We start from the raw sequence: 26,013 nt of genomic DNA, 5'->3' as shown, positions 1-26,013 counted from the left end.
AGCTACCGGAGGTCTCCGGCCTGGAGGTGACGCGCTGGCTGAAGGCCGACGAGGAGCTGAAATCCATCCCCGTCATCGCGATCACGGCCTTTGCCATGAAGGGCGACGAGGAGAGGATTCGCGAGGGGGGTTGCGAGGCGTATATGTCCAAGCCGATCTCGGTGTCGAAATTCATAGCGACGGTAAAGACTTATCTCGAAGCGGAAGACGCATCCTCCTAAGAGCCTAGCCCTTTCGGGGTAAGAAAAGAGGTAGCTCCCAGGTAGGCCCTAAACCATTRGCAAGTGGGGGTTAACTTTTTTGGGAAAATGCTGTTTTTCCGCCACATATGCGCTTGCATCGGCGCATGTTTCCAATATGTTCAAGCTATCTTATCCGCCTCGGCGGAAGAAATGCCCTACGGATGCTCAGGTCCGCCGCATCTCCTGGGACTTCGTGGGCTCGGCCAGTTGGAAGCGGATCGTTGCCTCCTCAACGCTGCTCTCCAACTGGCCACCTCAGTCTCCGACAGCGCCCTCGAGGCGCTTTTTTTGTTGTCTGCTCCCGCCAGGGTAGCCCTGTCGTAGATCTGCCGAGGTTCTAGCTTTCCCTTCATCTCTGTCGGAACCGGTATTGCCGGATCACGAATCGACAATGTTCACAGAGCGCCAGCTTGCGGCTTAAGCTTGGCCGTGACTATTAAGCCAGATGGCCGATGTCGTTAGGGAATATTTCCTTTGGCATCGTTCGCACAGAAGGGGATCGACCATGGACCAACGCAAGCCCTCGCTTCCTCCGAAATCGGCGCTGACGCGCTTCTCCGTGGCGCCGCTCTCCACCATGACCCGGCGGCTGGCGGATGTGGCTTCTGGCCGGATGCCTGCCGATCTGGTGATCACGGGCGCACGGGTGCTTTCTACCTATAGCGAGCGGATCGCGCCCGAGCGCGAGGTATGGATCGCGGGCGGGCGCATCGCGGCCGTGAAGCCTGCGGGTGCCCATAAGCAGGTGAAGGGCGCGCCGGGTCGGGTCTATGATGCGAAGGGCGGCATCGTCGCGCCCGGTCTGGTCGATCCGCACATCCATATCGAGAGCAGCATGATCACGGCCTGCGCCTATGCGGAGGCCGCGTTGCTCAACGGTACCACGACGATCTTCTGCGACAGTCACGAGATCGGCAACGTGATGGATGCAGCCGGCATCGAGATGATGCTGGAAGATGCGCGCCATGCGCCGCTCTCCATTTTCCTCACAGTGCCGAGCACGGTGCCTGCCACATCACCTGAATTGGAGACAGCGGGTGGCGACCTGACGCCCGACAAGATCGCGGCAATCTTCGACCGCTGGCCCGAGGCTGCGGCGCTTGGCGAGAAGATGGACTTCGTGCCCGTGACCATGGGCGACGAGCGAAGCCACGCGATAATTGCCGCCGCGCTGGAGCGCGGCAAGCCCGTGTCGGGCCATATCTACGGACGCGAGTTCGTCGCGGCCTATGCCGCAAGCGGCGTCACCGATACTCACGAGGCGATCGACCGCGACATTGCCGATGATCTGCTCGATGCGGGCGTGTGGATCTTCCTGCGTGGCGGTCCGCCCACGACCCCGTGGCATTCGCTGCCAGAAGCGATCAAGACGATCACGGAACTGGGTTCCTCGCATAAACGCATCTGCGTCTGCACCGACGACCGCGATGCGGACGATCTCATGATGTTCGGCATGGATTGGGTGACGCGCGAAGCCCGCCGCGCCGGCATGAGCCGCGAACAGGCCTGGAGCATGGGCTCGCTGCATCCCGCCACCCGCTTCGCCATGGAAGGCGAGATCGGTGGTCTCGGCGGCGGACGCCGCGCCGATCTCGTTCTGCTCAACGACGATCTCGAAGTGCAGAACACATGGTATGGCGGCGAGCTCGTGGTCGAGAACAAGAAGATCACGCCCGTGCTCGATCAGGCCTTGTCGAACCGCTATCGCTATCCTGCGGAAGCCTATCGCACCGTGCATGTCTCGCAGCGGCCCAAGCTGATACCGGAGCTTCCCACATCCGCCATCACGGCCAACGTCATCCGCGTGGCGCTGCCCGGCATCGTGCTGTTCCACGACAAGGTGGAATTGCAGAAAGAGGAAAGCTGGGACGCGCTTCTGTCCAAGAACGATCTCACCTTCGTCACGGTCATCGAACGTCACGGCAACACGAACGGCGCGGGAGTGGCGCATGGCTTGCTCAAGGATTTCGGCCTGAAGAGCGGCGCGGTTGCAAGCAGTGTGGGTCACGACTCGCATAACCTGATCGTTGCCGGCACCAACGAGGCCGACATGCAGCTCGCGCTCGACACCATCATCGAGGCGCAGGGTGGTGTCTGCGTGGTCGATCAGGGCAAGGTCATCGCCATGGTGGCGCTGCCCATCGCGGGCCTTCTCTCCGACAAGCGCGTGACCGAGGTCGCCGAGGAAACACGCGCGCTGAAAGCCGCGTGGGAAAAAGCGGGCTGCAAGATTCCCTATATGGGCTTCAACCTGATCCCACTCTCCGTGATCCCGGAAATCCGGATCACCGACAAGGGACTCGTTCTGGTGCCGGAGATGGAACTCGTTCCTCTGTATGAGCGATAAGCATACTTATTCCGCCGCAGGAATGCTGCTACTGGCAGCCAGTTCCTGCGTGCGGGAAAGCAGGTCTCCCAGATCTTTGCGCAATTGCTCGAAGGCGAAGCCCAGCGCGAAGACCTGGCCGAAACTGCCATAGGTCAGATCGGAAGTGAGGGCGTGCGAGCGCAGAATTTCCGTCTTTGAAACGAAGGCGTGGAGAGCTGCTTCGAATGCATCGGCATCGGGCGGCGATTTTTGGGCGCGCAAAGCTTTCGACAGATCGAAAAGCAAATTGCGCGTCTCGTCGCGCAGCACCGCCAATGCGGTGCCGAGGCGCTCCAGAATGGGAGCGGGCAGGGGATTGGCCGAGGCCCTTCCCACCATCACCAGATCATGACGCACGCGGTACAGCGTTCGAATGAGCGGCTCGGGATCGACCGCATCGGTGAGATGGCTTCGTCGCTCGCGCGCCGCTTCGTCCGCCGCGGCTTCAGCTTTCTTGAGAGCCGAACGGATCTGCGGGTGAAGGGCTTGCAAAGCCGTCCGGCCTTTGGGCTCGCCGATCAGTTCGCCGATGAGCACGGAAACAAGCTCGGCATTCAACGCGACGACCTTGGCGGCGGCTTCCGACATGAGCGTATGAGCGCGGGCTGGCAGCACGAATAGGGACACGACGACGCCCACGATATTGCCGAGGGTGATTTCCGCAACCCGGTCGACCACCGTCGCAAGCGGCCCGAGCGCCTGTCCTGTCGGCGGCAAGAGCATAATGAGAGACGTCACCGGTGCCACGCGAAAGCTCGGATAAATGGCCGCGAGAAGCGCCAGGGGAAACAAAGCTAGGGCGATGGCGAGGCTCAGGCTCAAGGCGGAGCTGTGGGGAATGAAAGCGGTGATCATGCCGCCATAGATCGCGCCTGCCACGGTGCCGCTGAACCTCTCGACGGCTGCTTTCAGCGAAGCGCCGACGCTTGCCTGCATGACGACCACGGCCGTGATGGCGGCCCAATAGCCCTGTGGCAGATCGAAGGCTCGTGTGATGGCAAAGGCGAGGGTGCCGGCAATCGTCACGCGCAGGGCGAGCTTCAGTTCGGCCTGCCGTGCGCCGATCCGTCCCGCAGCCTTTTCGATCCACTTACCCGATGCCATGCGATACTCCGAACGCACAGCACAAGGTCTGGTCCGCCAGTGGTGCCAGCCCGGCCGGTTTCGTCCCTATTCGTCGAGGACCTGCAGCTCGGAGCCGCATTCCTCGCAGATGCCGAGAACGGGCGCGGCAATCATCTGCTGGGTTTCGCATTTCGGGCAGCCTTTCATGGCCATCCGCAGCGTTCCCTGCATCCGTGGAGCACTTTGGCGAAATGCTTCGCTGAGCGCGGCAGCTTGTTCGAACATGAGCGCCTCCCTTGGATCCCAGGATGCTGCGCCCGTCCGATACGCCCGTCAATTCAAGATTCAGGATTTGATCAGGCGGGCTTGCGGTGCCCGTTGGGCAAGCTGGGCTCCATACGCGTGACGAGACTGGCCGCGATGGCGACCAGGCCGAAGGCCACATGAGGTCCATAGACCCGATCCGAGAAGCCGAGGAGGAAAGGCGAGGCGGCAAGCAGCGCGCCTGCGGCGCCATCGATAACGAGGTGCATCGGCATCGGGATGATATGAAGGACGCCAAGCTCGTAGGAGGTGAACAGCGAGTAGAGGATGGCTCCCACCCCGAACAGGATAGCGACCCATTTGGCGGCGATCACATCCTCGAACCCGAAAAGCCATGGCGATGCGAACAGGGCGATGCCCCAGATATAGTCGATAACGCCGTGAGCGCTCGTTGGAAGGAAACGCATGCCGACACCTTTCCTCGGATGCTTCGGCAACGTTGTGGTGGCGCACCTGTTCCGGTGAGATCGGTATTGGCTTGCGCCGGTGGCCCGATGCGCTAGATCGCGGCCATGAGCAGAATTCAATGGCGGCAGGACCGCGTAGCTGGCGTGCCGCTCAATCGTTATGTCGGCACGGTCGGATCGGTGGAAGTGGGTAGCGTCGATTACGACGGCAGCAACAGGTTCTGGATCTGGTCGACGCCGCTCCAAGAGGATGCCTGGGGCTACGGCACCACGGACGAAGCCGCCAAGGCAGCTTTCGAGATTTGGCTCGCGCAATGGCTGCAAAACTTCCAGGGCTTCTTTCAAGCCGACCGCTAGTTTGTTGCGCCATTTTCGACGGCCGCAACTCTTGGCCTGAGCAAATTGTCTCGGTCGCTTGCCAAGCTTGGAAACATTCGGCCTTTTCCGAATTGTCTTGCGAGAGAAAATACTTGTGCCTTCGCAGGAGTATGGCGATGAAGAAAATTCTTCTGCTCTCGAGTGCCGCCCTCATTACCCTTGCAACCATCAACGCGGCCGATGCCCAGGGCTGGCGCGGCGGTGGCTGGCGCGGCGGTGGCTGGCATGGCGGGGGTTGGCGTGGCGGTGGTTGGCACGGTGGTGGTTGGAATGGCGGTGGCTGGCGCGGTGCTGGTTGGCGTGGCGGCGGATACTACTACCGTGGCGGAGGCTGGAACAATGGCGGCGCCGTTGCGGCTGGCCTGATCGGTGGCGCATTGCTCGGCGGTCTCATCACCGCAGCCGCGACACCGGCCTACGGGTATGGATATCCAGGCTATTATGGTTATCCGGCATACGGATACAACTATTACCCGGCGACTACCTATCCGGCTTATGGATACGGCTATGGCTATCCGGCTTACGGCTACAGATACGCTTACAATCCATATTCTTATGGATACTACCGTCGGCCAGTAGCCACGCGCGTCGTTTATCGAAACGTTCCTGTCTACCGCGACCGCGTGGTCTATCAGCCGCGCTATCGCACCCGTGTGGTGTACCAGCAGCCTCGTTATCGCACTCAGGTCGTCCGCGCGCCTCGCCGGGACGTGGTGACGACCGGTGCGATCGTAAGGCCACGTCCAGGCCGTTACAATTACTGAGGAAAGCGCGGCAGCGCTTTCGTGACAGTGAAAATTCGAAGCCGTCTCCGCGAGGAGGCGGCTTTCTTATTGTGCATTCCCATTCATGGATTGTGATGAAGCGCACTTACTCGGCGGAGTATTGGTGCCATGCTGTATCCGTCGCAATGCAAGAGGGTGCAGCCCATGATCGACGGCATCGAGACGCCAACGCTTCGCCTGTGGAGGCGCCTGCGCAGCCTATGGCCCTGTGCAGCCCAAGCCTCAAAAGCCCACAAGCTGAAAAGATCGATCCGCCCGCGGGGCACCATTCGCAATCGAAATGGGGAACGCTCTCATGATCAGCCAGCACATCTCTCGTGCGAACCCCTTCGCACGCCTCCTTCTCTTCTCCTCGGTCGCCATGCTAACGCTTGCAGCAAGTTCGGCGCTGGGCTGCCCGCTCGGCAGTCATGACAGCCCGAGGGTGAAGCTGCTGCACGCCTTGCAGCAGAACGGCGGCAAAGTGGCCGATGACCATGCCTCCGGCCACCACAGTGTCATGGCGCAGCTCCAATCCTCCGGGCAGTCYCCCGTCGCAAAGACCGAACTCGGCAGCTACAGCCGCGATCTCCCGCACGGAGCGGCGGCACCTTCGAGCGAAGCCAAGCCGCCGCTTATGGATAATTTCGGGACTTTGAGCTGGCCGGTCGCCAGCAAGTCGAACACCGAGGCGCAGAGCTATTTCGACCAGGGCTATCGCCTGGGCTGGGGCTTCAACCATGCCGAGGCGGCGAGGGCATTCAGGGCCGCGCAGGCGGCAGACCCGAATTGCGCCATGTGCCTCTGGGGCGAGGCCTGGGTTCTGGGGCCTCACATCAATTACCCGATGGCCGAGGACGCCAACAAGCGAGCGCTCGATGTTCTCGAACAGGCGAAGAAGGTCGCTCCTTCCGGCGGCGAGATGCAGGTGGCTCTGGTGGACGCTCTCTCGAAGCGTTATTCGCCTGACCCGAATGCCGACCGCGGGGCTTTGAACCAAGCCTATGCGGATGCCATGGAGGCGCTGCAGGCGCGCTATCCTGAAGATCCGCACATCGCGCTGCTCACGGCAGACGCCCTCATGAACCTGACGCCCTGGGATTACTGGGCCGATGGCGGCCGCACGCCGAAGGGCAAGACGGAAAAGATGGTCGCGCTGATCGAAGGCGTGATCGGTGAGCGGCCATACGGTCCTTTGGTGGCGAAGCCCGATCACCCCGGCGCCATCCATCTCTACATTCACGCCATGGAGTCATCCGACCATCCGGAAAAGGCCGCGCCTTACGCGGAGAAGCTTGCTGCGCTCATGCCGGGTGCGGGCCATCTGGTGCATATGCCGAGCCATATCTGGTATCGGCTGGGGCGCTGGCATGACAGCCTCGACGCCAATGTGAAAGCCGCTGCGGCTGACGAGGCGCTCCTCGGGAAGGGCGGGGCGAGCCTGCTCTACTCGGAAGGGTACTATGCTCATAACGTGCATTTCGTGATGGTGTCCGCCCTGACTGGCGGCGATGGAAAGACATCCATCGACGCCGCGCAGAAGCTCGCAGGCATCGTCTCCGACCGAACACAGCGCGAGGTGCCGTGGACGCAGCCCATCGTGGCCGCGCAGTACTACGCGCATGCGCTCTTCACCAAGCCGGAGGATGTGCTTTCGGTCAAGGAGCCCGATGCCTCGTTCCCGTTCGTAGGAGCGGCTTGGCATTATGCACGCGGTGTCGCCCTGGCGCGGCTCGGGCGAGCGGATGAAGCCCGCGCGGAGGCCGATGCAATCTCTGCGCTCGCCAAGACTCCCGACGTGCTGGCGATGCCGGATCTGGGCGTGCCCGGGCCGGCTGTGATGGAAATCGGTGTGAAGGAGATCAACGCGCGCATCGCGCAGCAAGCAGCCGATCCCGGCAAGGCAGCCACACTCTTTGCCGAGGCTGCCGCCATTCAGGATCAACTGCCCTATATGGAGCCGCCGTTCTGGTACTACCCGGTGCATCAGTCGCTCGGCGCTGCCCTGATGGCGCAGGGCAAGCCGCAGGAGGCAGCGGCCGCGTTCCGCGAGGCGCTGCACCGTTCCCCCAACAACGGCTGGGCGGCGGCGGGCCTGCTCAACGCCGCCGAGGCGATGGGCGACAAGCAGGCGGCCGAAGAGGCGCGTGCCCTGGTGAGCAAGAACTGGTTCGGGACGACCATGCCGTCCCTCGACCAGCTTTAAAGTCACGCAAAGCCCGGGAGCGGGTCAAGCGCCGGTCTCGGGCTCCGTGATCTCGACGAGAATGGCGCGGCCCGGACCCGACAACACGACTTTGTCCCTGGCCGCATCGAGCATAACCGCGTCCAACGGCTGAAGAACATACTTTGCCGATCCGGCGGACAGCCCCAATGCCGTATCCAAGGCGAAGATGAAGGCGGCGTGGGAGTTCTCGGATGGGGTGATGGCACCGGCCTGAATGAGCGCGGTGCGATGCCCGAAACGTCCGCGCCGCGTCATCACGTTGAGATCGCGGATCGGCCCCGAGAGCAGACGCGCCTGCGTCGGAACATCGCCGGGAAATGAGAGCAGGGGCGATCCCGGATCGAGACGGTGGGATGCTCCCGCCGCCTCGATCTCGATGCCTGCTCCCTCGACGAGGATCAGCGTGCGGTCGATCTCGGGAAAGTTCGAGAACGGGCCGTCGGACGCCACATCGGCCATGCTGATGCGCCATCCGAACGTGTCCAGCGTCGAACCTTCCGGAAAACTCGCCACTTCCGCCGTCGTCCCGCCGCCGTTCTTCCATGGAACGCGGACGAGATCTCCATTGCGGATGACACGCAGGGTCATGGCGAAAACCTCAACGCAGGCTCGGCAGATTCAGGTTGAACTCGTGGGCGCAATCGATGGCGATATCATAGCCCGCATCGGCGTGGCGCATCACCCCCGTCGCCGGGTCGTTCCAGAGCACGCGCTCGACGCGCTTGGCGGCTTCCTGCGTGCCATCGCAGACGATGACCATGCCCGAATGCTGCGAGAAGCCCATGCCGACTCCGCCGCCGTGGTGCAGCGAAACCCAGGTCGCGCCCGAGGCGCAGTTAAGAAGCGCGTTGAGCAGGGGCCAGTCGGAAACCGCATCCGAGCCGTCCTTCATGGCCTCCGTCTCGCGGTTCGGGCTGGCGACCGAGCCGGAATCGAGATGGTCGCGGCCGATTACGATGGGAGCCTTCAGCTCGCCCTTCGCCACCATCTCGTTGAAGGCGAGGCCGAGGCGATGTCGGTCGCCGAGACCCACCCAGCAGATGCGGGCGGGCAGGCCCTGGAACTTGATGCGCTCCTTCGCCATGTCGAGCCAGTTGTGGAGATGCTTGTTGTCCGGCAACAGCTCCTTCACCTTGGCGTCGGTCTTGTAGATGTCCTCCGGATCGCCCGACAGAGCAGCCCATCGGAACGGCCCGATGCCACGGCAGAAGAGCGGGCGGATATAGGCCGGGACGAAGCCTGGGAAGTCGAAGGCGTTGCCAACGCCTTCCTCCTTCGCCATCTGGCGGATGTTGTTGCCGTAATCGAGGGTTGGAACACCGGCCTTGTGGAAATCCAACATGGCGCGCACGTGCACGGCCATGGATTCCTTCGCGGCATGTTCCACCGCCTTGGGGTCGCTCTCGCGCTTGGCTTCCCACTCGGCAAGCGTCCAGCCCTTCGGCAGRTAGCCGTTGAYMGGATCATGYGCSGAGGTCTGGTCCGTCACTGCATCCGGGCGGATGCCGCGCCGGTAGATTTCGGGGAAGATTTCGGCGGCATTGCCGAGCAGGCCCACCGAGACAGGCTTCTTGTCGCGGCAGGATTGCTCGATGATCGCTATGGCCTCCTCCAGCGTATCGGCGCGCTGGTCGAGATAGCCCGTGCGCAGACGCATTTCGATGCGGCTCGGCTGGCATTCGACGGCAAGGCACGATGCGCCCGCCATGGTCGCGGCAAGCGGCTGCGCGCCGCCCATCCCGCCGAGGCCACCGGTGAGAATCCAGCGGCCGGAGAGGTCCCCGTTATAGTGCTGGCGGCCCACCTCCACGAAGGTCTCGTAGGTGCCCTGCACGATGCCCTGCGTGCCGATRTAGATCCAGGARCCGGCCGTCATCTGGCCGTACATCATGAGGCCCTTGCGGTCGAGTTCGTGAAACTTGTCCCAATTGGCCCAATGCGGCACGAGGTTGGAGTTCGCGATCAGCACACGCGGCGCATCCGCGTGCGTCCGAAACACGCCGACGGGCTTGCCGGATTGAACCAGCAGCGTCTCATCCGCCTCGAGATTTTTCAGCGCAGCGACGATGCGGTCGAAGCTGTCCCAATCGCGGGCAGCGCGTCCGATGCCGCCATACACGACGAGTTCGCCGGGCTTCTCGGCGACGTTCGGATCGAGATTGTTCATCAGCATGCGCAGGGGCGCTTCCGTCAGCCAGCTCTTGGCCGACAGTTCGGTGCCGTGGGCGGCGCGGATCACGCGGGCATTGTCGATGCGGGTCATGAACGTATCCTCGGTCAGGCTTTGGATTGAGCGAAAGTGAGACAGGTTTTGAGAATTTGCGTGAGAACCTCGCGCATCGGCGCGGCATAGGCCTCATCATAAGGCGTCGGCCATTGCCCCTCGGCAACGGGGCCGAGCGGCTCATTCATGTAGCCGCGACAGGCAAGTTCCATCTGGACCGCATGAACGCCTTTGTCAGGCTCACCGAGACTGCGGGTGATGTAGCCGCCCTTGAAGCGCCCGTTGACCACGTGGCTGAATTCGCTGTCGGCGCAGAGCTTCTCGATGGCGGCGCTCAGCTCAGGAGCGCATGTCGCGCCGCCATTGGTGCCGATGTTGAAGTTGGGCAGGGTGCCTTCGAACAGACGCGGAATGACCGAGCGGATCGAGTGGCAGTCATAGATGACCACATGATCATGCTTTGAGCGCAGGCGCTCGATCTCGGTTCTCAACGTCGCGTGATATGGATCGAAGAAGCGCGCACGGCGCTCGGTTAGGGCGCTTGCATCCGGCTCCTTGCCGGGTTCATAGAGCGGTTCACCATCGAATGTCGTGGTTGGGCAAAGTTCCGTCGTGGCCTGACCGGGATAGAGCGAAACGCCGCTGGGATCGCGGTTTACGTCGATCACCGTGCGCGAGATAGACGTGCGGATGATTGTCGCGCCGAGGTCGGTGGCGAAATCATAAAGGCGTTCGATCCACCAATCCGCATCCTTGCGCGCGAGCCAGGGTGAGACGAGGCCGGTGTCGTAGGGATCGGGGATCTCGGTGCCGGTGTGCGGCAGGCTCACCACGAGCGGAGCGTCACCGCGTCTGACAGATAGCCATGCCGTATCGCTCATGAGCGCACCTCGTCCGTGACCAGTGGAAGTGCGTCGGCTCCGGCAGCCTCCGCGAGTGCGCCTGAGGCAACGAGGTCTGTCGCCAGTTCCATGTCGGGCGCCATATGACGGTCGTCGTCGAGATGCGCGACCTTGGCCCGCAGCAGGGAGCGTGCGCGCTCCAGCCGGTCGCTGGATTGCATAGGCGCATGGAAGTCGCAGCCCTGTGCTGCGGCAAGAAGCTCGATACCGATCACGTTGGCCGTATTCATCGCCATCGGAAGAAGCCTGCGCGCGCCATGGGTCGCCATGGACACGTGGTCTTCCTGGTTGGCGGAGGTGGGGATGGAATCCACACTTGCCGGATAGGCACGCTGCTTGTTCTCCGACACGAGCGCGGCAGCTGTCACCTGCGGGATCATGAAGCCGGAGTTGAGGCCCGGCTTCGGCGTCAGGAACGCGGGCAAGCCCGACAGGCTCGGGTCCACCAGCATGGCGATGCGGCGCTCGGCGATGGAGCCGATCTCGCACAGGGCCATGGCGATCATGTCGGCGGCAAAAGCTACAGGCTCTGCATGGAAGTTGCCGCCCGAAATCACTTCACCCGTATCCGAGAACACGAGCGGGTTGTCGGAAACGCCGTTCGCTTCCGTGCCCAGCGTCTCACCGGCCTGCCGCAGCAGGTCGAGCACTGCGCCCATCACCTGCGGCTGGCAGCGCAGGCAATAGGGGTCCTGCACGCGGTCGTCGTTGGTGAGATGCGAGGCGCGAATGGCGCTGCCCTGCATCAGGGTGCGAAGTGAGGCGGCCACCTCGATCTGCCCGCGATGGCGGCGCAGCATCTGGATGCGCGCATCGAACGGGCCATCGGACCCCTTCGCCGCATCGGTGGAAAGAGCGCCTGTGACGAGTGCCGCCTGGAACACACGCTCTGCCTCGAAGAGACCGGCGAGTGCGAGCGCCGTCGAGACCTGCGTGCCGTTGAGCAGAGCGAGCCCTTCCTTCGGTCCCAGCACGAGCGGCGCGAGACCGGCGCGGGCTAACGCGGCTTCCGCAGGCATCCGCGTTCCATCGACGAAGAACTCGCCGACACCCATGAGAGCAGCGGTCATATGGGAGAGAGGCGCGAGATCGCCCGAAGCGCCGACAGAGCCTTGGCCGGGAATGACGGGAACGAGACCGGCTTTCAGGCAAGCCGTAAGATGCTCGATGGTGGACCAGCGTACGCCCGATGCGCCTTGCGCGAGGCTCGCGAGCTTCAGCGCCATCACCAGACGCACCACAGACACCGGAAGTGGCTCACCCACGCCAGCTGCGTGCGACAGCACGATATTGCGCTGGAGCGTCGTCAGATCGGCGGTGCCGATGCGAACGCTCGCGAGTTTTCCGAAACCGGTATTGATGCCGTAGACCGGTTCGCCCTTCGCGACGATGGCCTCGATTGTTCTGGCTGCAGCCTCGACGCGCGGGCGGCAGTTCTGGTCGAGTTCGATCTCTGCGCCACGATAGACGCGGCGCCAGTTGCTGAGTGTTACCGAGCCGGGAATGAGTGTGAGGGTCTTGGTCACTGGCCTCTCCAGATGCGGGCGTGAAGTGGGTTGAAACCGATGCGGTAGACGAGCTCCGCCGGGCGCTCGATATCCCAGATTGCGAGGTCGCAGAATTTTCCGGGCTCCAGCGTGCCGCATTCATCGAGACGACCCAACGCGCGGGCGGCCTCGCGGGTGACGCCGGCGATGCATTCCTCGACATTCATGCGGAACAAGGTCGCGCCCATGTTCATGGTGAGCAGAAGGGAGGTGAGCGGCGACGTGCCGGGATTGCAGTCGGTTGCCAGCGCCATGCGCGCGCCATGCGCGCGGAAGGCGGCGATTGGCGGCAGCTTCGTCTCGCGCAGCATGTAGAACGCGCCCGGCAGCAGCACAGCGACGGTGCCCGCTTTCGCCATGGCGGCGGCACCGTCGTCATCGGTGTATTCGAGATGATCGGCGGAGAGTGCGCCGTACTCTGCGGCAAGCTTCGCGCCGTGAAGGTTGGAGAGCTGGTCCGCGTGAAGCTTGATCGAAAGACCCAAGCCCTTCGCCGCATCGAAGACGCGCGCGGTTTGCTCGGGCGAGAAGGCGATGCCTTCGCAGAACGCATCCACCGCGTCAGCGAGGCCTTCGCGGGCAATCGCCGGCAGCATCTCGTTGCAGACACGGGCGATGAATGCATCCTTGTCACCTTCCGCTTCGGGCGGAAGCGCATGCGCGCCGAGGAACGTCGTGGTGACGGAAACCGGGCGGATTTCGCCGAGGCGTCGTGCGGCGCGCAGCATGCGCGATTCGGTTTCCAGGTCGAGGCCGTAACCCGATTTGATCTCGACCGTCGTCACACCTTCGCGGATCAGATGATCGAGACGGGGCAGGGCGCTTGCAACAAGCTCGTCCTCGCTTGCCGCCCGCGTCGCCTTCACCGTCGAGATGATCCCACCGCCAGAGCGTGCGATTTCCTCGTAGCTTGCGCCGTTGAGGCGCAGCTCGAACTCATGGGCGCGGTCACCGCCGAAAACGAGATGGGTGTGGCAGTCGATGAGGCCGGGCGTAATCCAGCGGCCATCGCAATCGACCTGCTCCCTGGCATCCCAGCCGCTCGGCAGATTATCGATGGAGCCTACGAAGGTGATACGGCCATCGGTGGCTGCAATGGCACCATTCTCTACGATGCCGAGACTGCTTTCTCCAGCCAGCGTTGCAAGGCGGGCGTTGAGCCAGATCCTGTCGAAGCGCATGAATTCACTCCGGTGGTCGTTCAATAATGTCTATACATATGCACCGGTCGGCGATAATGTCTATACATAATTTGACGTATGCCCCGGTTCTCGGCATTCTCGTGAGAAGATAGCGCGCAGGCGTTGGCGGCCAGACCGGGATGGAGGGATTGTCGGTGATGCAAAAGCTCATTCTGGATCACGCTCTGTTGCCTGATGGCTGGGCCGGGAATGTCGGCCTCGATATCGATGACGGCATGATCCACGCCGTTCATCTCGATGCGACCGCAGAGGGCCGCGAGCGGGTTGCTGGCGTTGCGCTGCCTGGGTTGCCTAACCTCCACAGCCATACCTTCCAGCGCGGCATGGCGGGCCTTGCGGAAACGCGTGGGCCTGTCGGGGACAGCTTCTGGACGTGGCGACAGGTCATGTACCGCTTTCTCGGACAGCTCACGCCGGACGATGTAGAAGCCATTGCCGCCTTCGCCATGATGGAGATGCTCGAAGGCGGGTTCACCGCGCTCGCCGAGTTCCACTACCTGCATCATGACATCGACGGCCGTCCCTATGCGGACGTCGCCGAACTCGCAGGACGCATCGCGTCGGCGTCGCAGGAGACCGGGATAGGGCTTACTCTGTTGCCTGTCTTCTACGCCCAAGGTGGCTTCGGCGGTGCCGCTCCCACAGAGGGACAGCGGCGCTTCATCAATGACGTGTCCGGTTTCGCGCGGCTTGTCGAAGGCGTCCGCAAGGCCGTTTCGGGATTGGACGATGCCATCGTCGGCATCGCCCCCCACAGCCTGCGCGCGGTGACGCCGGAAAGTCTCGCCGAGGTTCTGACAATGCACCCGGCTGGCCCGATCCACATTCACGTCGCCGAGCAGGTGAAGGAGGTCGAGGATTGCCTTGCATGGTCCGGCCAGCGCCCGGTTGCATGGCTTCTCGATCATGCGCCTGTCGATGAGCGCTGGTGCCTCATCCACGCAACGCATCTCGATGTTGACGAGACCCACGCGATGRCGGGAAGCGGCGCGGTCGCAGGCCTGTGCCCGATCACCGAGGCCAATCTCGGCGACGGCATCTTCAACGGACCCGAATATCTTGAGGCGGGTGGCGCGTTCGGCGTTGGCTCCGATTCCAATATCGAGATCAGCGCGCCCGCCGAACTCAAGCAATTCGAATACAGCCAGCGACTCAAGCGCAGGGCGCGCAACGTGCTGGCGCAGAGCGAGGGGCAATCGACCGGGCGAAGCCTTTATGATGGCGCGCTCCACGGCAGCGCGCGTGCGTTGGGACGGCGGATCGGTTCGATCGAGGTCGGGCACCGGGCCGATTTCGTGATCCTCGATCAGGCCCATCCCGATCTCGCTTCACTCTGCGGCGATCGCTGGCTCGATTCCTACATCTTCGTTGCCGGAAAAGCCGCCATTGACGCGGTAATCGTGGGTGGAAAGCCCGTCGTCAGCCAGGGCCGGCATCGGAAGCGCGATGCGATCACAGTCCGGTATAAGAACGCTATAACTCGCATCGTCGGTTGACGTCGGCTCCGGCGTGACTGAAAGCTGGTTCCACATATGAAGCCGATCTACCAACGCATCCGGGACGACATCGAAGCGCGCATCATGTCCGGCGAATGGCCGCCCGGGCATCGCGTGCCGTTCGAGCATGAGCTGATGGCCAAGTATGGCTGCTCGCGCATGACCGTGAGCAAGGTGATGTCCGCGCTTGCCGCGAACGGGCTCATCATCCGGCGCAGGCGTGCTGGATCGGTCGTCGCGGAGCCGAGCCAGGAACGCGCCGTTCTCGCCATTCAGGATTTCGCACTCGAAGCTGCTCGCGCGGGCACCGTCTATCGGTTTGATATTCTACATCAGGCCGTCGAGAGGGTGGATGCAGCGGGCGCGCAGCGGATCGGCCTCCCAGTGGGAGCCGACATTCTCAACGTCGTGACGCTTCATACTGTCAACAATGTGCCAGAGGCCTACGAGCAGCGCCTGATCAACCTGGCGACTGTGCCGGAAGTGGCGGGCGAGCGCTTCAAGGACGACCCGCCGGGCACCTGGCTGCTGCGGCGTGTGCCTTGGACGGATGCAGAGCATGTGGTGCGCGCGGTCAATGCCGATACGCGCCTCGCGAAACTTCTCAAGATCGATGCCGGCGCGGCCTGCCTGATGCTCGAGCGCCGCACATGGCAGGCAGGCGCCTTTGTGACGGAGGCGCGGATCACGTATCCCGGAGACCGGCATAGCCTCGTCGGCCGGTTCTCGCCGTCATCGCAGAACAACTCGGACTAGCTGCCGCCGTATCCTCGAATCGATGCGCCGACGTCTTGGCCTTGCATGTGCGCACGCTCTTCAGTGGGTGGCTTCGCTCAAGCAGAGGTAGCCCGCAATCACCCTCGCTGTGTTCTACCGTTTCGGCTTCATATTTCTATCTAAGAGACGGACAGGGCATCCCAACGACGACACAGATCTTCGGCGGCGTCCTGCCGAGAGGAAACGTAGAAGGTGACGTGGCGGTCTAAAACCCGAAGAGGGAGGTGGCTGCTATCGTCAGGGGTACAGTGAGTGAAAACGATGAAGCGGGTTTGGCTCGCTCTTCTGATATGGTCGATGGCGAGTGTGACCACGACACTCGCTTCCGAATCCGATGCCGTCGTCGTTGTGCGGTCGATCGGCTGCTACCAGTTGGATGTCATGCATCGCTATGACGAGCTGTTCCAATTGGGCGAGAGGAGAGCGGCTCAAAGTCTCCTGCTGAACGCCCTCGCGAAAAGCGAATGCATCATCCTTCCCGGCAAGACCCGCGCCTCGCGCGAGCAATATATCGACCGTCGAACCTGCATCCGCCCCGACCACCTTGCCACCTGCATCTGGGTCGAGAATCCAGTTCTGCGAGCGTGGTAGAAAAAGGACGGACACCCCAAAAGAAAAACCGCCCCCGTGAGGAGGCGGTTTCAAACTTCAGCCAGGGCTCTGGCAGCCAGGATTACTTGATCTTGGCTTCCTTGAACTCGACGTGCTTCTTCGCGACTGGATCGTACTTCTTGAGTGCGAGCTTGTCGGTCATCGTGCGGGAGTTCTTCTTGGTGACGTAGAAATAGCCCGTGTCGGCGGTGGAGACGAGCTTCACTTTGATCGTTGCGGCTTTGGCCATGGGTCTAGACCTCTTGTTCGGTTGGCACGCGCTCGGTTGGCCCGTGGCGTGGCCGAAACGCAAAGGCCGGGCGAGCCCGGCCGGAAATTCGTGCCGTTCCCATGCCCGATTATGCCGGTTCCGTCAAGGGTTCTGGAAGCGGGACCGTGCGATTTCCTGACGTGTTTTCTCTGGCGATCCGTCAGGACCGAGAAGGATATCCATAGGGCCTWGCCTATGGGTGCATTCCCTTCCCCGTAGTTAATCTCGGCTGGGAATCGCAAGAATGACAATGCTTTAGAGCAGTTCCTTCATGAACTGCCCGCGCTTCTGATAGAAGAACGGGACCGGGATCTGATGGCCGAAACCAGCGGCGATCCTGGATTCGAGTTCGGTCAGGATCACACCGGTAATGATCGGAAGGTCGAGCTTGCGGGCATCCGCCAGCGTCACCCAAGTCAGTTCGACCAACTCTGAATCTGGGCTTATCACGCCCTCGACCTCATGGCCGATTGCGGTGCGGTCCACGGCGAAGAAACGGGTGTCGAAGCGCTTGACCCGCTTCGGTGGGGTAATGGCCCGCCCGATGAAATGGAGGGCCTCCAGGTCGGGGAAAATCCCATGCTCCTGGAACGCGGCCCAGGTGGTGCCGTCGGGTACGCGGTCTGGGCTGCCGTAATCCCTGGTGCCGAGAAGGAGGCCGGTTTCCTCGAAGGTTTCCCGGATGGCCGCCAGCGCCAGGGCGCGGCTGCGCTGGACGGAGGGGCGCGTGACACGTGCCATCAGGGCCTGCTCCGCCCGAGGGTGCAGGGCGCCGGTGACGGCCATGGAGCGGTCACCCGCCTCGATGCGGCCACCCGGGAACACGAACTTGCCCGGCATGAACTTGTGGCCCGCATGGCGTTTGCCCATGAGAACCTTCGGGTGCTTGCCCTTTCGGTCGATGATGATCAGGGTTGCCGCATCGACGGGACGAAGGGTCGGGATGGCGGGCTTACGCTCCTCGGCGACTAGCGAATCCATCCCGGCCAGTGTCTGTGCGTCCGTCACCCGCGTTCTCCCCTGCAGCATTTTCCTTGCTCCGGTTGGCGCCGAAGCCGTGCATTCCTAACGCGTATTGCAGCCCCACGACAGCGCCTTTGACGGGCTGCAGCAGCAGAAGACACAAAATCACCGTCAGAAGCGGCCAGATCGCCAGATGCGCCCAGAGGGGCATCTCCATCTTGGTTTCGGTCATGAGAATGCCGTAGCCGATGACGTGGCCGACGATGAAGATCACCAGATAGGGCGGCAGGTCGTCGGCGCGATGATGGTGCAACTCCGTCCCACAGGAATCGCAGCTCTCCGCCACCTTCAGGAACCGCCCGAAGAGCCGGCCCTTGGCGCAGGCCGGGCATCGGCCCAAGAATCCGCGCTTCATGGCCGGCACCGCCGTGACCTCGGCGGCAGGCGTCGGGACGGTTTCGATCGTCAAAGGCATCATCACTTCCTATCAGGCGCGTCCGCGCTTCTTCACCTTGACCCGGGTGGGGCCGCCACCGCGACCGCCTGCGGCCTTGGCAGGTTTTGCTCCGCGAGGAGGCCGCTTCGCCCCCTTTTTAGAGCTGCCGCCCACCTTGCCGGTGAACTTGCCCTTGGTGAGCAGTTCGAACCGCAGGGCGCCGGCGACGGGCGCTGCCTCCACGAGCTTTACTTCCACCTTGTCGCCAAGACGGTAGGTCTCGCCCGTGTGCTGGCCGCGCATGGAGTGGGTTCTCTCATCGTAGCGATAATAATCGTCGCCGATGGTCGCCGCCGGAACGAACCCGTCCGCGCCGGTCTCGCTCAGCTTGATGAAAAGACCCGCCTTGGTCACCCCCGAGATCTGTCCATCGAATGTGGCCCCGATCCGGTCCGCCAGGAAGTGGGCGACGAGGCGGTCGATTGTCTCACGCTCCGCTGCCATGGCCCGGCGCTCCGCTGCCGAGATCTTGGCGCTGATCTCGATCAGCTCCGCGCGGGTGGTATCGGGCGGCAGCCCATCCTTGCCGAGCTTGAGCGCCGTGATGAGCGCCCGGTGGACGATGAGGTCCGCATACCGGCGGATGGGGGAGGTGAAATGCGCATAGCGCTTCAGGTTCAGGCCGAAATGGCCGTAATTCTCCGCCGAGTATTCGGCCTGCGACTGGGAGCGCAGGACTACCTCGTTGAGAAAGAGCTGGTGCTCGGTGCCTTCGACGCTACGCAGGATGCGATTGAACAATTCGGGCTTGAGAGCGCCTTGCGTCGCGATCTTCATCCCGACGGAGGCCAGCACCTCGCTCAAGGAGCGCATCTTTTCCAGCGAAGGCTCGTCGTGAACGCGGTAGACGAGGTCCGAACCCGCTTTCTCCAGCGTTTCCGCCGCCGCCACATTGGCGAGGATCATGAACTCCTCGATGAGCTTGTGCGCTTCCAGCCGCTCGGGAACGAAGATGCGATCCACCGTGCCATCGTCCTTCAGCACGATCTTGCGCTCGGGCAGGTCGAGATAAAGCGGCTCGCGGATATCACGCGCCTTCCTCAGCAGGGCATAGCCCTCCCAAAGCGGCTTCAGGATGGTGTTGAGGATCGGCTTGGTCAGCTCGTCCGGCCTGCCGTCGATGGCGGCTTGCGCCTGTTGGTAGGAGAGCTTCTCCGCCGAGCGCATCATCACACGGTGGAAGGTATGGCTCTTCTTGCGCCCGTCGGGGCCGATGATCATGCGAACCGCCAGGGCAGGGCGATCCTCGCGGGGGCGGAGCGAGCAGAGATTGTTGGAAATCCGCTCCGGCAGCATGGGCACGACCCGGTCAGGGAAATAGACTGAGTTGCCGCGCTCCAGCGCCTCGCGGTCCATGGCGGAGCCGGGGCGCACATAGGCCGATACATCGGCGATGGCCACGGTGACGACGAAGCCGCCCGCGTTGTTCGGGTCCTTGTCCGGCGCGGCATGGACCGCATCGTCATGGTCCTTGGCGTCGGCGGGGTCGATGGTGATGAGCGGCAGGTCGCGCCAGTCCTCGCGCCCGGCTAGGCTCGCGGGCTTGACGGCCWCTGCCTCGTCGATCACAGCCTTCGGAAATTCGTTGGGGATGTTGTGGGCGTGGATCGCGATCAGGCTCACGGCCTTCTCGGATTTGACCGAGCCCAGGCGCTCCTTCACCTTGGCCTGGGGCAGGCCGAAGCGCCCGTGCTTGACGATGGATGCGGCGATGAGGTCGCCGTCCTGCGCGCCAGCCTCATCACCGGGAATGATCAGGAGTTCCTTATCGCGGGATTTCTTGTCCACCGGGACCAGGCGTCCGCCGCCTTCGGGCATCGAGCGGAAGATGCCGAGAACCTGCGCCTGCTTCTTGGCAAGGATCTTCGTGACGCGGCCTACATAGTGGTGGATATCGCCAGCCTTCAACGGATCGACCCGCAGCAGCGCCCGGTCGCCCACGCCCGCCACCGGCATCCCGGGCTTCGGCTTGCGCGGCGGCATGATGACGATCGTCGGGATCGAGCCGTGCTCCTCCTCGTCCCATTCTGTCGGAACAGCGATCAGTTCGCCGTCGCGGTCGCGCTTGATCACATCGGCCATCACCACCGGAGGCAATTGGCCCGCCTTGTGGACCCGCTTGCCGCGCCGGTCCACGACGCCCTCGATCTCCAGATCCTTCAGCATTTGCTTGAGCCAGATCTTGTCGCCGCCCCTGATGTTGAAGGCCTGCGCGATCTCGCGCTTGCCCACCTTGCCCGGCGACTTGGCGATGAAGGAGACGAGATCCTCCCGGGAGAGAAGAGCGGAGGATGATGAGGATTTGGGACGTTTGGCCAAGGGAAAGCTCGTTAAGGTTCGTCTGAACTTGTCGCATGCAAGCTTGGCTGCGGCTAGCCCGGCTTGTTCCAGGAATGACGCGCAACACGYGGCATCGGATCCATCGACGGCGTAAAGGACGCTCAAGGCAAAAAAAAAGGCCCCGTGAAGGAGCCTTTGAGGGACCGGCCCGTGGGGGCAGAATGGGCCGGTGATGCCTATTAACGAGCGGGCTCAAAGTTGGTTCCGGGCTTTTTGAAGATTTTTTGGATTATTTTCGAGGGGCTTTGGGAACGCCTTATTTTGCAAGGAAATGGGTCTCGAATTTTTCTGACAAAGCTCCGCTAGTGTCATCCCTTCCTCTCCGCTGCGCTCCGGCCGGGAATAATACCCGCTGTAAGAAGCCAAACAAAAATGGCGCGGAACTCCCCGCGCCATTGAGTTTCCGTTTCCTTGGAAACCGTCAGATATCCAAATCGGCTTCGTTTGCGAAGACCGCGCGTTCCTGGATGAAGGCGAAGCGGGCTTCGGGCTTGTTGCCCATGAGGCGCTCGACCGCATCGCTGGCTTCCGGCTTGTCGTCGGCTTCCACGACGACCTTCAGAAGCAGGCGCTTCTTCGGGTCCATGGTGGTTTCCTTCAACTGCGCCGGCAGCATCTCGCCGAGGCCTTTGAAGCGGCCGATCTCGACCTTGCCGCTGCCCTTGAACACCGTCTTCATCAGCCGGTCCCTGTCCGCGTCGTCGCGGGCGTAGGCCGATTTCGCGCCCTGGCTCAGGCGGTAGAGCGGAGGTACGGCGAGATAGAGGTGCCCGCCGTCGATGAGACGGGGCATCTGCCGGTAGAAGAACGTGATCAGCAGCGAAGCGATATGCGCGCCGTCCACGTCCGCGTCGGTCATGATGATGACCTTCTCGTAGCGCAGGTCGGCATCGCGATAGCCGGAGCCCGTGCCGGCGCCGAGTGMCTGCACGAGATCGGAGAGCTGCTGGTTCTGGTGCAGCTTGTCCTTGCCTGCGGAGGCCACGTTCAGGATCTTGCCGCGAAGCGGCAGGATGGCCTGAGAGGCCCGGTCGCGCGCCTGCTTGGCGGAGCCGCCTGCCGAGTCGCCCTCGACAATGAACAGTTCCGAGCCCTTCGCGCCGGCATTGGAGCAATCCGCCAGCTTGCCGGGGAGGCGCAGCTTGCGGGTCGCGGTCTTGCGGGCGACTTCCTTCTCCTGGCGGCGGCGCAGGCGCTCTTCCGCCCGGTCGATGACCCAGTCGAGCAGCTTGTTGGCCTGCTGCGGAGCGGCTGCGAGCCAGTGGTCGAAGGTATCGCGGATCGCGTTCTCGACGATGCGGCCCGCTTCCACGGTCGCCAGCTTGTCCTTGGTCTGGCCCTGGAACTCCGGCTCCCGGATGAAGACCGAGAGCATGGAGGCGCAGGTGGCCATCACGTCGTCGGTGTTCACCGCCGCCATGCGCTTCTGCTGGCCAACGCGCTCGGCGTGGTCGCGTAGCGCCCGCAACAGCGCGATGCGCAGGCCGTTTTCGTGCGTGCCGCCTTCAGGGGTCGGCACGGTGTTGCAATACGAGATGGAGAACCCGTCCTCGTTCGTCATCCACGCGACCGCCCATTCCAGCGAGCCATGGCTGCCGGGCTTGGTGATCTTGCCGGAGAAGAGCTGGTCCGTGACCAATTCCTTCCCCTCGATGTCGTGGAGCAGGTAGTCCTTCAGGCCGCTCGGGAACTTGAAGACGGCTTCCGCCGGGACATTGTCGGTGCCTTCCAGCAGCGACGGCGCGCATTTCCACCGGATCTCGACGCCGCCGAAGAGATAGGCCTTGGAGCGCGCCATCTTAAACAGGCGGCGCGGCTGGAAATGGGCGTCCTTGCCGAAGATCTGATGGTCCGGCTTGAAGCGCACCTTGGTGCCGCGCCGGTTGAGAACGCGGCCCACCGTCTCGAGCTTACCCTGCGGGATGCCGCGCGAGAAGACCTGGCGGTACAGCTGCTGTCCACGCGCGACCTCGACCTCGAGGATTTCGGAGAGAGCATTTACCACCGATACACCGACGCCGTGCAGACCGCCCGAGGTCTCATAGACCTTCGAGTCGAATTTGCCGCCCGCGTGGAGCGTCGTCATGATGACTTCCAGCGCCGACTTTTTCGGAAACTTCGGGTGCGGATCGACCGGGATGCCGCGTCCGTTATCGGTCACCGAAAGCCAGCCGCCTTCCTCCAGCTCCACCTCGATGAAGGTCGCGTGTCCCGCGACCGCCTCGTCCATGGAGTTGTCGATCACCTCGGCGAAGAGGTGGTGAAAGGCCTTCTCGTCCGTGCCGCCGATATACATGCCAGGGCGACGGCGAACGGGCTCAAGCCCCTCCAGCACCTCGATGGTGGAAGCGTCATAACCGGCTTCACTCGGCGTGCCTGCTTGAGGCGCGGAGCGGGAAACCTTCACGGCTGCATTTCGAGCCGAGGCCGGTGCCGCGCGTTTGGCGGCAGCGCCCCCGAAGAGATCGTCATTATCGGTCATTGGGACCTTGGTCCGTTTCGATGATTCGGTTTTCTTTACACTATATCCCATGCCCGTATGTATACGTGAACAAAACGGAAACGAAAAGGGTGTCTTGGGGTCGCAAACCACAAATCGCAGCCACGAGACCCCGTTTCAATGCGGATAGGAGGTGCCTCTAAAGGATGTCTTCCAACTAACATCAGGAACTGTTTAGTTCTGGTTCACGTTGGTCAGTTAAGCATGGCTTTATTGAGAGCGAGGGCAACGATGCGCACGACGGTRGGACCGGCACAGAAACATCATCTGGATCGCGCGGCACGTATTGCCGGCGAGGCCTTCGCCTTCGAAGAGCCGGATACCACACCAGCGGCCAAAAGCTCCTATGGCTCGAGCCTGATGTGGCTTGCCATCGCAGCCGTGGCCGTGCTGGCTCTTAGCTACGCTTTCTAATCCTCGTCCTTGGCAGATTTCTCCCGGCCGGTGAACAAGCGCGTCAGCCATTCCTCGACCGGTTTTGCAAACGTGAGCAGGAACAACGTCATCAGCGTGCCGGCGAAGGTCATGAACCAGGCGCCCAACCCTGCGGTGACCCCGAGCGCGGCAGCAATCCAGACAGTCGCGGCCGTCGTCAGGCCGTGAACTTCCATCCCGTCTTTCGCGCGCAGGATTGCGCCTGCTCCCAAAAATCCTAAGCCGGTCAGGATTCCTTGAATCACGCGGCTCACCGCATCCTGGGCGAAATGCAGGTCCTCATAGACCGATCCCGACAGGATGACGGTCGCCGCGCCGAGCGAGACGAGGCCAAGCGTCCGCATGCCGATCGGCTTGTTGTGAATATCCCGGTTCAAGCCGACAGCCATGCCCGCGAGAGCCGCTACGCAAAGGCGCAGCGTGATCTCGATCTTGTCGGCATATTCGGCTTCAAACCAGGACAACCACTCCAGCATCTCACTCGGCTGCTTTCGCAGACTTCTTGGCAGGGGTCTTTTTAGCGGCGGGCTTTTTCGCCGCCGTCTTTTTGGCAGCAGTCTTGGTTGCGGTCTTCGCCGGAGCCTTCTTCGAGCTCGCGGCCTTCTTGGCTGGGGCCTTCTTGGCCGGAGCCTTGCGGCCACGGGCGGACTTCTTCGACGGGCCAGCCGCGCGGCGGACCTTCAGAAGCTCGATGGCCTCGTCCAGTGTCACCGCTTCCGCAGCCATGCTGCGCGGCAGGGTGGCGTTGGTCTCGCCATCGGTCACGTAAGGTCCGAAGCGGCCGGCCTTCACCACGATCGGCTTGCCGGATTCAGGGTCGTTACCGCCCACCGGACGGCCCGGATCGGCAGCACCGCGACGGGCGCCGCCGCCACCGCTTTCCTTGGTGACGATGAGGTCGATAGCCCTATTCGCGCCGATCTCCAGCACGTCGTCGCCCGCACCGAGATTGGCGTAGGTCTTGCCGTGCTGAACATAAGGCCCGTAGCGCCCGATGCTCGCGAGGATCGGCTCGCCGCTTTCCGGATGGATAGCCACCTGACGGGGCAGGGAGAGGAGCTTGAGCGCCTTCTCCAGATCCACCTGGGATGGGGCGAGGCCCTTGGGCAAGGAAGAGCGCTTCGGCTTCTCGCCTTCGCCCAGCTGCACGAAGGGGCCGAAGCGGCCATCGCGCAGGGTGACCTGCTCACCCGTATCAGGATCGGCGCCAAGCACCCTCACGCCGGGCTGGCCGCCGTTCTCGGACGAGCCGTCCCCATCGCCATCGACGCCTGTGGCGGCGAGCTGGCGGGTGAATTTGCATTCCGGATAGTTCGAGCAGCCGATGAAGGAGCCGAACTTGCCGAGCTTGAGCGAGAGCTGGCCGGTGCCGCAGGTCGGGCAGGTGCGCGGGTTCGAGCCGTCGCCCTTGTCCGGGAAGATGTGCGGGCCGAGGAGCTCGTTCAACGCATCGAGCACCTCCGTCATGCGCAGCTCCTTCGTCTCGCCGATGGCGGCGGAGAAGTCGCGCCAGAACTCGCGCATCACCTGCTTCCAGTCGATCTCGTTGTTCGAGACCCGGTCGAGCTGCTCTTCGAGATCGGCCGTGAAGTCGTATTCCACGTAGCGGCGGAAGAAGCTCTCCAGGAAGGCCGTGACGATGCGGCCCTTGTCCTCGGGAACGAGGCGCTTCTTCTCGATCTTCACGTATTCGCGGTCACGCAGGGTCTGCAGCACGGCGGCATAGGTGGAAGGACGGCCGATGCCGAGCTCCTCCATGCGCTTGACGAGCGATGCTTCCGAATAGCGCGGCGGCGGCTCGGTGAAGTGCTGCGTCGCGTTGATGCGGCGGCGTTCCAGGCCGTCGCCCGTCTTCATCGGCGGCAGGCGGCCTTCATCTTCGTCCGCCTCGTCGTCCTTGCTCTCGTTGTAGAGCGTAAGGAAGCCGTCGAACTTGATGACCTGGCCGGTGGCGCGCATGTCGAGCTTGCGCGGGCCAACCTGGGCCAGGATGTCGGCCGTAGTGCGCTCCAGCTCCGCCGATTCCATCTGGCTCGCGATGGTGCGCGTCCAGATGAGATCGTAGAGGCGGGCCTGCTCGGGCTCCAGATACTTCGCCACGTATTTCGGCAGGCGGCCCATGTCGGTCGGGCGGATAGCCTCGTGGGCCTCCTGCGCATTCTTTGCCTTGGTCGAGTACTTGCGCGGCACGCCCGGCACGTAGCGGTCGCCGTATTCCTTGCCGATCACCCGGCGGGCGGATTGTACGGCCTCCGGCGCCATATCGACGCCGTCCGTACGCATATAGGTGATGATACCGACCGTCTCGCCGCCGATATCGACGCCCTCATAAAGGCGCTGCGCGATGCGCATGGTCTGCGCCGGAGCAAGCCCAAGCTTGCGCGAGGCCTCCTGCTGCAGGGTCGATGTGGTGAAGGGCGGGTAGGGGTGGCGCTTGGCGGGCTTGGCCTCAATATTCGCCACCGAGAAGGTGGCGAGTTCCAAGTCCTTCTTG

At 63.0% G+C, this 26,013-nt stretch carries 24 protein-coding genes; 9 read left to right on the top strand and 15 right to left on the bottom strand.

Translation table 11 applies throughout. The features are described 5' to 3' along the window. Positions 1 to 221: response regulator (locus tag ACXJKO_RS17485; protein ID WP_457092364.1), on the top strand; the 221-nt coding region annotated here is incomplete at its 5' end. Between the two features lie 526 nt (positions 222 to 747). Next, on the top strand, positions 748 to 2,589 hold the full coding sequence (locus tag ACXJKO_RS17480) for an adenine deaminase (RefSeq protein ID WP_457092363.1): 1,842 nt from the start codon (positions 748 to 750) through the stop codon (positions 2,587 to 2,589). Positions 2,590 to 2,595: 6 nt separating this feature from the next. Here the strand turns inward: ACXJKO_RS17480 and ACXJKO_RS17475 are convergent, their stop codons facing one another. The 3 genes from ACXJKO_RS17475 to ACXJKO_RS17465 form a co-directional block, all read right to left on the bottom strand. After that, positions 2,596 to 3,714, bottom strand: a complete 1,119-nt coding sequence (locus ACXJKO_RS17475; RefSeq protein WP_457092362.1) for an FUSC family protein — start codon at positions 3,712 to 3,714, stop codon at positions 2,596 to 2,598. Positions 3,715 to 3,780: 66 nt separating this feature from the next. Further along, complete coding sequence (locus ACXJKO_RS17470) at positions 3,781 to 3,960, bottom strand: hypothetical protein (protein WP_457092361.1); 180 nt, start codon at positions 3,958 to 3,960, stop codon at positions 3,781 to 3,783. Positions 3,961 to 4,031: 71 nt separating this feature from the next. After that, the gene (locus ACXJKO_RS17465) at positions 4,032 to 4,406 is read right to left on the bottom strand and encodes an SPW repeat domain-containing protein (protein ID WP_457092360.1); all 375 of its coding nucleotides are present in this window, start codon (positions 4,404 to 4,406) and stop codon (positions 4,032 to 4,034) included. Between the two features lie 105 nt (positions 4,407 to 4,511). On the opposite strand from ACXJKO_RS17465, the gene ACXJKO_RS17460 reads away from it, so the two are divergent. From ACXJKO_RS17460 to ACXJKO_RS17450, 3 genes are all read left to right on the top strand, one after another. Next, positions 4,512 to 4,763 carry a hypothetical protein gene (locus ACXJKO_RS17460; RefSeq protein ID WP_457092359.1) on the top strand — a complete coding sequence of 84 codons (252 nt, stop codon included), beginning with the start codon at positions 4,512 to 4,514 and terminating at the stop codon, positions 4,761 to 4,763. A 137-nt stretch (positions 4,764 to 4,900) separates the two neighbouring features. Next, positions 4,901 to 5,548 carry a hypothetical protein gene (locus ACXJKO_RS17455; RefSeq protein ID WP_457092358.1) on the top strand — a complete coding sequence of 216 codons (648 nt, stop codon included), beginning with the start codon at positions 4,901 to 4,903 and terminating at the stop codon, positions 5,546 to 5,548. 316 nt (positions 5,549 to 5,864) lie between these two features. After that, a complete protein-coding gene (locus ACXJKO_RS17450; protein WP_457092357.1) occupies positions 5,865 to 7,754 on the top strand; it encodes a tetratricopeptide repeat protein in 1,890 nt (629 codons plus the stop codon). Positions 7,755 to 7,778: 24 nt separating this feature from the next. On the opposite strand, the gene ACXJKO_RS17445 is transcribed toward ACXJKO_RS17450, so the two are convergent. From ACXJKO_RS17445 to hutI, 5 genes are read right to left on the bottom strand one after another with little or no spacing between them, the layout of a single operon-like run. Next, entirely contained in the window at positions 7,779 to 8,363 is a 585-nt protein-coding gene (locus tag ACXJKO_RS17445; protein WP_457092356.1) for a HutD/Ves family protein, read from the bottom strand. A gap of 10 nt (positions 8,364 to 8,373) precedes the next feature. Beyond that, positions 8,374 to 10,038 carry a urocanate hydratase gene (gene hutU / locus ACXJKO_RS17440; RefSeq protein WP_457092355.1) on the bottom strand — a complete coding sequence of 555 codons (1,665 nt, stop codon included), beginning with the start codon at positions 10,036 to 10,038 and terminating at the stop codon, positions 8,374 to 8,376. A gap of 14 nt (positions 10,039 to 10,052) precedes the next feature. Beyond that, complete coding sequence (gene hutG, locus ACXJKO_RS17435) at positions 10,053 to 10,880, bottom strand: N-formylglutamate deformylase (protein WP_457092354.1); 828 nt, start codon at positions 10,878 to 10,880, stop codon at positions 10,053 to 10,055. Beyond that, positions 10,877 to 12,427, bottom strand: coding sequence for a histidine ammonia-lyase (gene hutH / locus ACXJKO_RS17430; RefSeq protein ID WP_457092353.1), 1,551 nt, complete (start codon positions 12,425 to 12,427; stop codon positions 10,877 to 10,879). Before hutH ends, hutG begins: the two co-directional genes overlap by 4 nt. Further along, positions 12,424 to 13,629 carry an imidazolonepropionase gene (hutI, locus tag ACXJKO_RS17425; RefSeq protein WP_457092352.1) on the bottom strand — a complete coding sequence of 402 codons (1,206 nt, stop codon included), beginning with the start codon at positions 13,627 to 13,629 and terminating at the stop codon, positions 12,424 to 12,426. Before hutI ends, hutH begins: the two co-directional genes overlap by 4 nt. A 158-nt stretch (positions 13,630 to 13,787) precedes the next feature. Here hutI and ACXJKO_RS17420 point away from each other — a divergent pair, with 158 nt between their 5' ends. The 3 genes from ACXJKO_RS17420 to ACXJKO_RS17410 all read left to right on the top strand — a co-directional run bounded on the left by ACXJKO_RS17420 (position 13,788) and on the right by ACXJKO_RS17410 (position 16,514). Next, entirely contained in the window at positions 13,788 to 15,146 is a 1,359-nt protein-coding gene (locus ACXJKO_RS17420; protein WP_457092351.1) for a formimidoylglutamate deiminase, read from the top strand. 36 nt (positions 15,147 to 15,182) lie between these two features. Then, a complete protein-coding gene (hutC, locus tag ACXJKO_RS17415) occupies positions 15,183 to 15,902 on the top strand; it encodes a histidine utilization repressor (protein WP_457092350.1) in 720 nt (239 codons plus the stop codon). A gap of 318 nt (positions 15,903 to 16,220) precedes the next feature. After that, entirely contained in the window at positions 16,221 to 16,514 is a 294-nt protein-coding gene (locus ACXJKO_RS17410; protein ID WP_457092349.1) for a hypothetical protein, read from the top strand. Positions 16,515 to 16,596: 82 nt separating this feature from the next. Here ACXJKO_RS17410 and rpmG read toward each other — a convergent pair whose 3' ends face one another. From rpmG to parE, 5 genes are all read right to left on the bottom strand, one after another. Further along, positions 16,597 to 16,764, bottom strand: a complete 168-nt coding sequence (rpmG, locus tag ACXJKO_RS17405; RefSeq protein WP_114185399.1) for a 50S ribosomal protein L33 — start codon at positions 16,762 to 16,764, stop codon at positions 16,597 to 16,599. A 276-nt stretch (positions 16,765 to 17,040) separates the two neighbouring features. Further along, entirely contained in the window at positions 17,041 to 17,766 is a 726-nt protein-coding gene (locus tag ACXJKO_RS17400; RefSeq protein WP_457092365.1) for an NUDIX hydrolase, read from the bottom strand. Next, positions 17,738 to 18,223, bottom strand: a complete 486-nt coding sequence (locus ACXJKO_RS17395; RefSeq protein WP_457092348.1) for a DUF983 domain-containing protein — start codon at positions 18,221 to 18,223, stop codon at positions 17,738 to 17,740. The genes ACXJKO_RS17400 and ACXJKO_RS17395 overlap by 29 nt, the downstream gene beginning before the upstream one ends. 12 nt (positions 18,224 to 18,235) lie before the next feature. Beyond that, positions 18,236 to 20,563, bottom strand: a complete 2,328-nt coding sequence (gene rnr / locus ACXJKO_RS17390) for a ribonuclease R (protein ID WP_457092347.1) — start codon at positions 20,561 to 20,563, stop codon at positions 18,236 to 18,238. Positions 20,564 to 21,005: 442 nt separating this feature from the next. Beyond that, positions 21,006 to 23,066 carry a DNA topoisomerase IV subunit B gene (parE, locus tag ACXJKO_RS17385; RefSeq protein WP_457092346.1) on the bottom strand — a complete coding sequence of 687 codons (2,061 nt, stop codon included), beginning with the start codon at positions 23,064 to 23,066 and terminating at the stop codon, positions 21,006 to 21,008. Between the two features lie 249 nt (positions 23,067 to 23,315). Here parE and ACXJKO_RS17380 point away from each other — a divergent pair, with 249 nt between their 5' ends. Then, positions 23,316 to 23,498: a hypothetical protein gene (locus ACXJKO_RS17380; RefSeq protein WP_457092345.1), complete on the top strand. Its 183-nt coding sequence runs from the start codon at positions 23,316 to 23,318 to the stop codon at positions 23,496 to 23,498. Here ACXJKO_RS17380 and ACXJKO_RS17375 read toward each other — a convergent pair. Beyond that, complete coding sequence (locus ACXJKO_RS17375; RefSeq protein ID WP_457092344.1) at positions 23,495 to 23,995, bottom strand: MgtC/SapB family protein; 501 nt, start codon at positions 23,993 to 23,995, stop codon at positions 23,495 to 23,497. The genes ACXJKO_RS17380 and ACXJKO_RS17375 overlap by 4 nt on opposite strands. Position 23,996: 1 nt before the next feature. Next, positions 23,997 to 26,013: type I DNA topoisomerase (gene topA, locus ACXJKO_RS17370; protein ID WP_457092343.1), on the bottom strand; the 2,017-nt coding region annotated here is incomplete at its 5' end.

The organism is Microvirga sp. P5_D2 (assembly GCF_054049475.1).
Note: the sequence above shows the minus strand (reverse complement) of the source record. Positions and strands in the feature narration are given on the sequence as shown.

Coding starts and splice junctions, on each gene's coding strand:
- rpmG (WP_114185399.1), bottom strand. CDS start 16,764: ATGGCCAAAGCCGCAACGATCAAAGTGAAGCTCGTCTCCACCGCCGAC.
- ACXJKO_RS17375 (WP_457092344.1), bottom strand. CDS start 23,995: ATGCTGGAGTGGTTGTCCTGGTTTGAAGCCGAATATGCCGACAAGATC.
- ACXJKO_RS17400 (WP_457092365.1), bottom strand. CDS start 17,766: ATGGATTCGCTAGTCGCCGAGGAGCGTAAGCCCGCCATCCCGACCCTT.
- ACXJKO_RS17480 (WP_457092363.1), top strand. CDS start 748: ATGGACCAACGCAAGCCCTCGCTTCCTCCGAAATCGGCGCTGACGCGC.
- hutG (WP_457092354.1), bottom strand. CDS start 10,880: ATGAGCGATACGGCATGGCTATCTGTCAGACGCGGTGACGCTCCGCTC.
- ACXJKO_RS17455 (WP_457092358.1), top strand. CDS start 4,901: ATGAAGAAAATTCTTCTGCTCTCGAGTGCCGCCCTCATTACCCTTGCA.
- ACXJKO_RS17470 (WP_457092361.1), bottom strand. CDS start 3,960: ATGTTCGAACAAGCTGCCGCGCTCAGCGAAGCATTTCGCCAAAGTGCT.
- ACXJKO_RS17475 (WP_457092362.1), bottom strand. CDS start 3,714: ATGGCATCGGGTAAGTGGATCGAAAAGGCTGCGGGACGGATCGGCGCA.
- ACXJKO_RS17395 (WP_457092348.1), bottom strand. CDS start 18,223: ATGCCTTTGACGATCGAAACCGTCCCGACGCCTGCCGCCGAGGTCACG.
- ACXJKO_RS17465 (WP_457092360.1), bottom strand. CDS start 4,406: ATGCGTTTCCTTCCAACGAGCGCTCACGGCGTTATCGACTATATCTGG.
- ACXJKO_RS17445 (WP_457092356.1), bottom strand. CDS start 8,363: ATGACCCTGCGTGTCATCCGCAATGGAGATCTCGTCCGCGTTCCATGG.
- hutC (WP_457092350.1), top strand. CDS start 15,183: ATGAAGCCGATCTACCAACGCATCCGGGACGACATCGAAGCGCGCATC.
- ACXJKO_RS17460 (WP_457092359.1), top strand. CDS start 4,512: ATGAGCAGAATTCAATGGCGGCAGGACCGCGTAGCTGGCGTGCCGCTC.
- ACXJKO_RS17410 (WP_457092349.1), top strand. CDS start 16,221: ATGGCGAGTGTGACCACGACACTCGCTTCCGAATCCGATGCCGTCGTC.
- hutI (WP_457092352.1), bottom strand. CDS start 13,629: ATGCGCTTCGACAGGATCTGGCTCAACGCCCGCCTTGCAACGCTGGCT.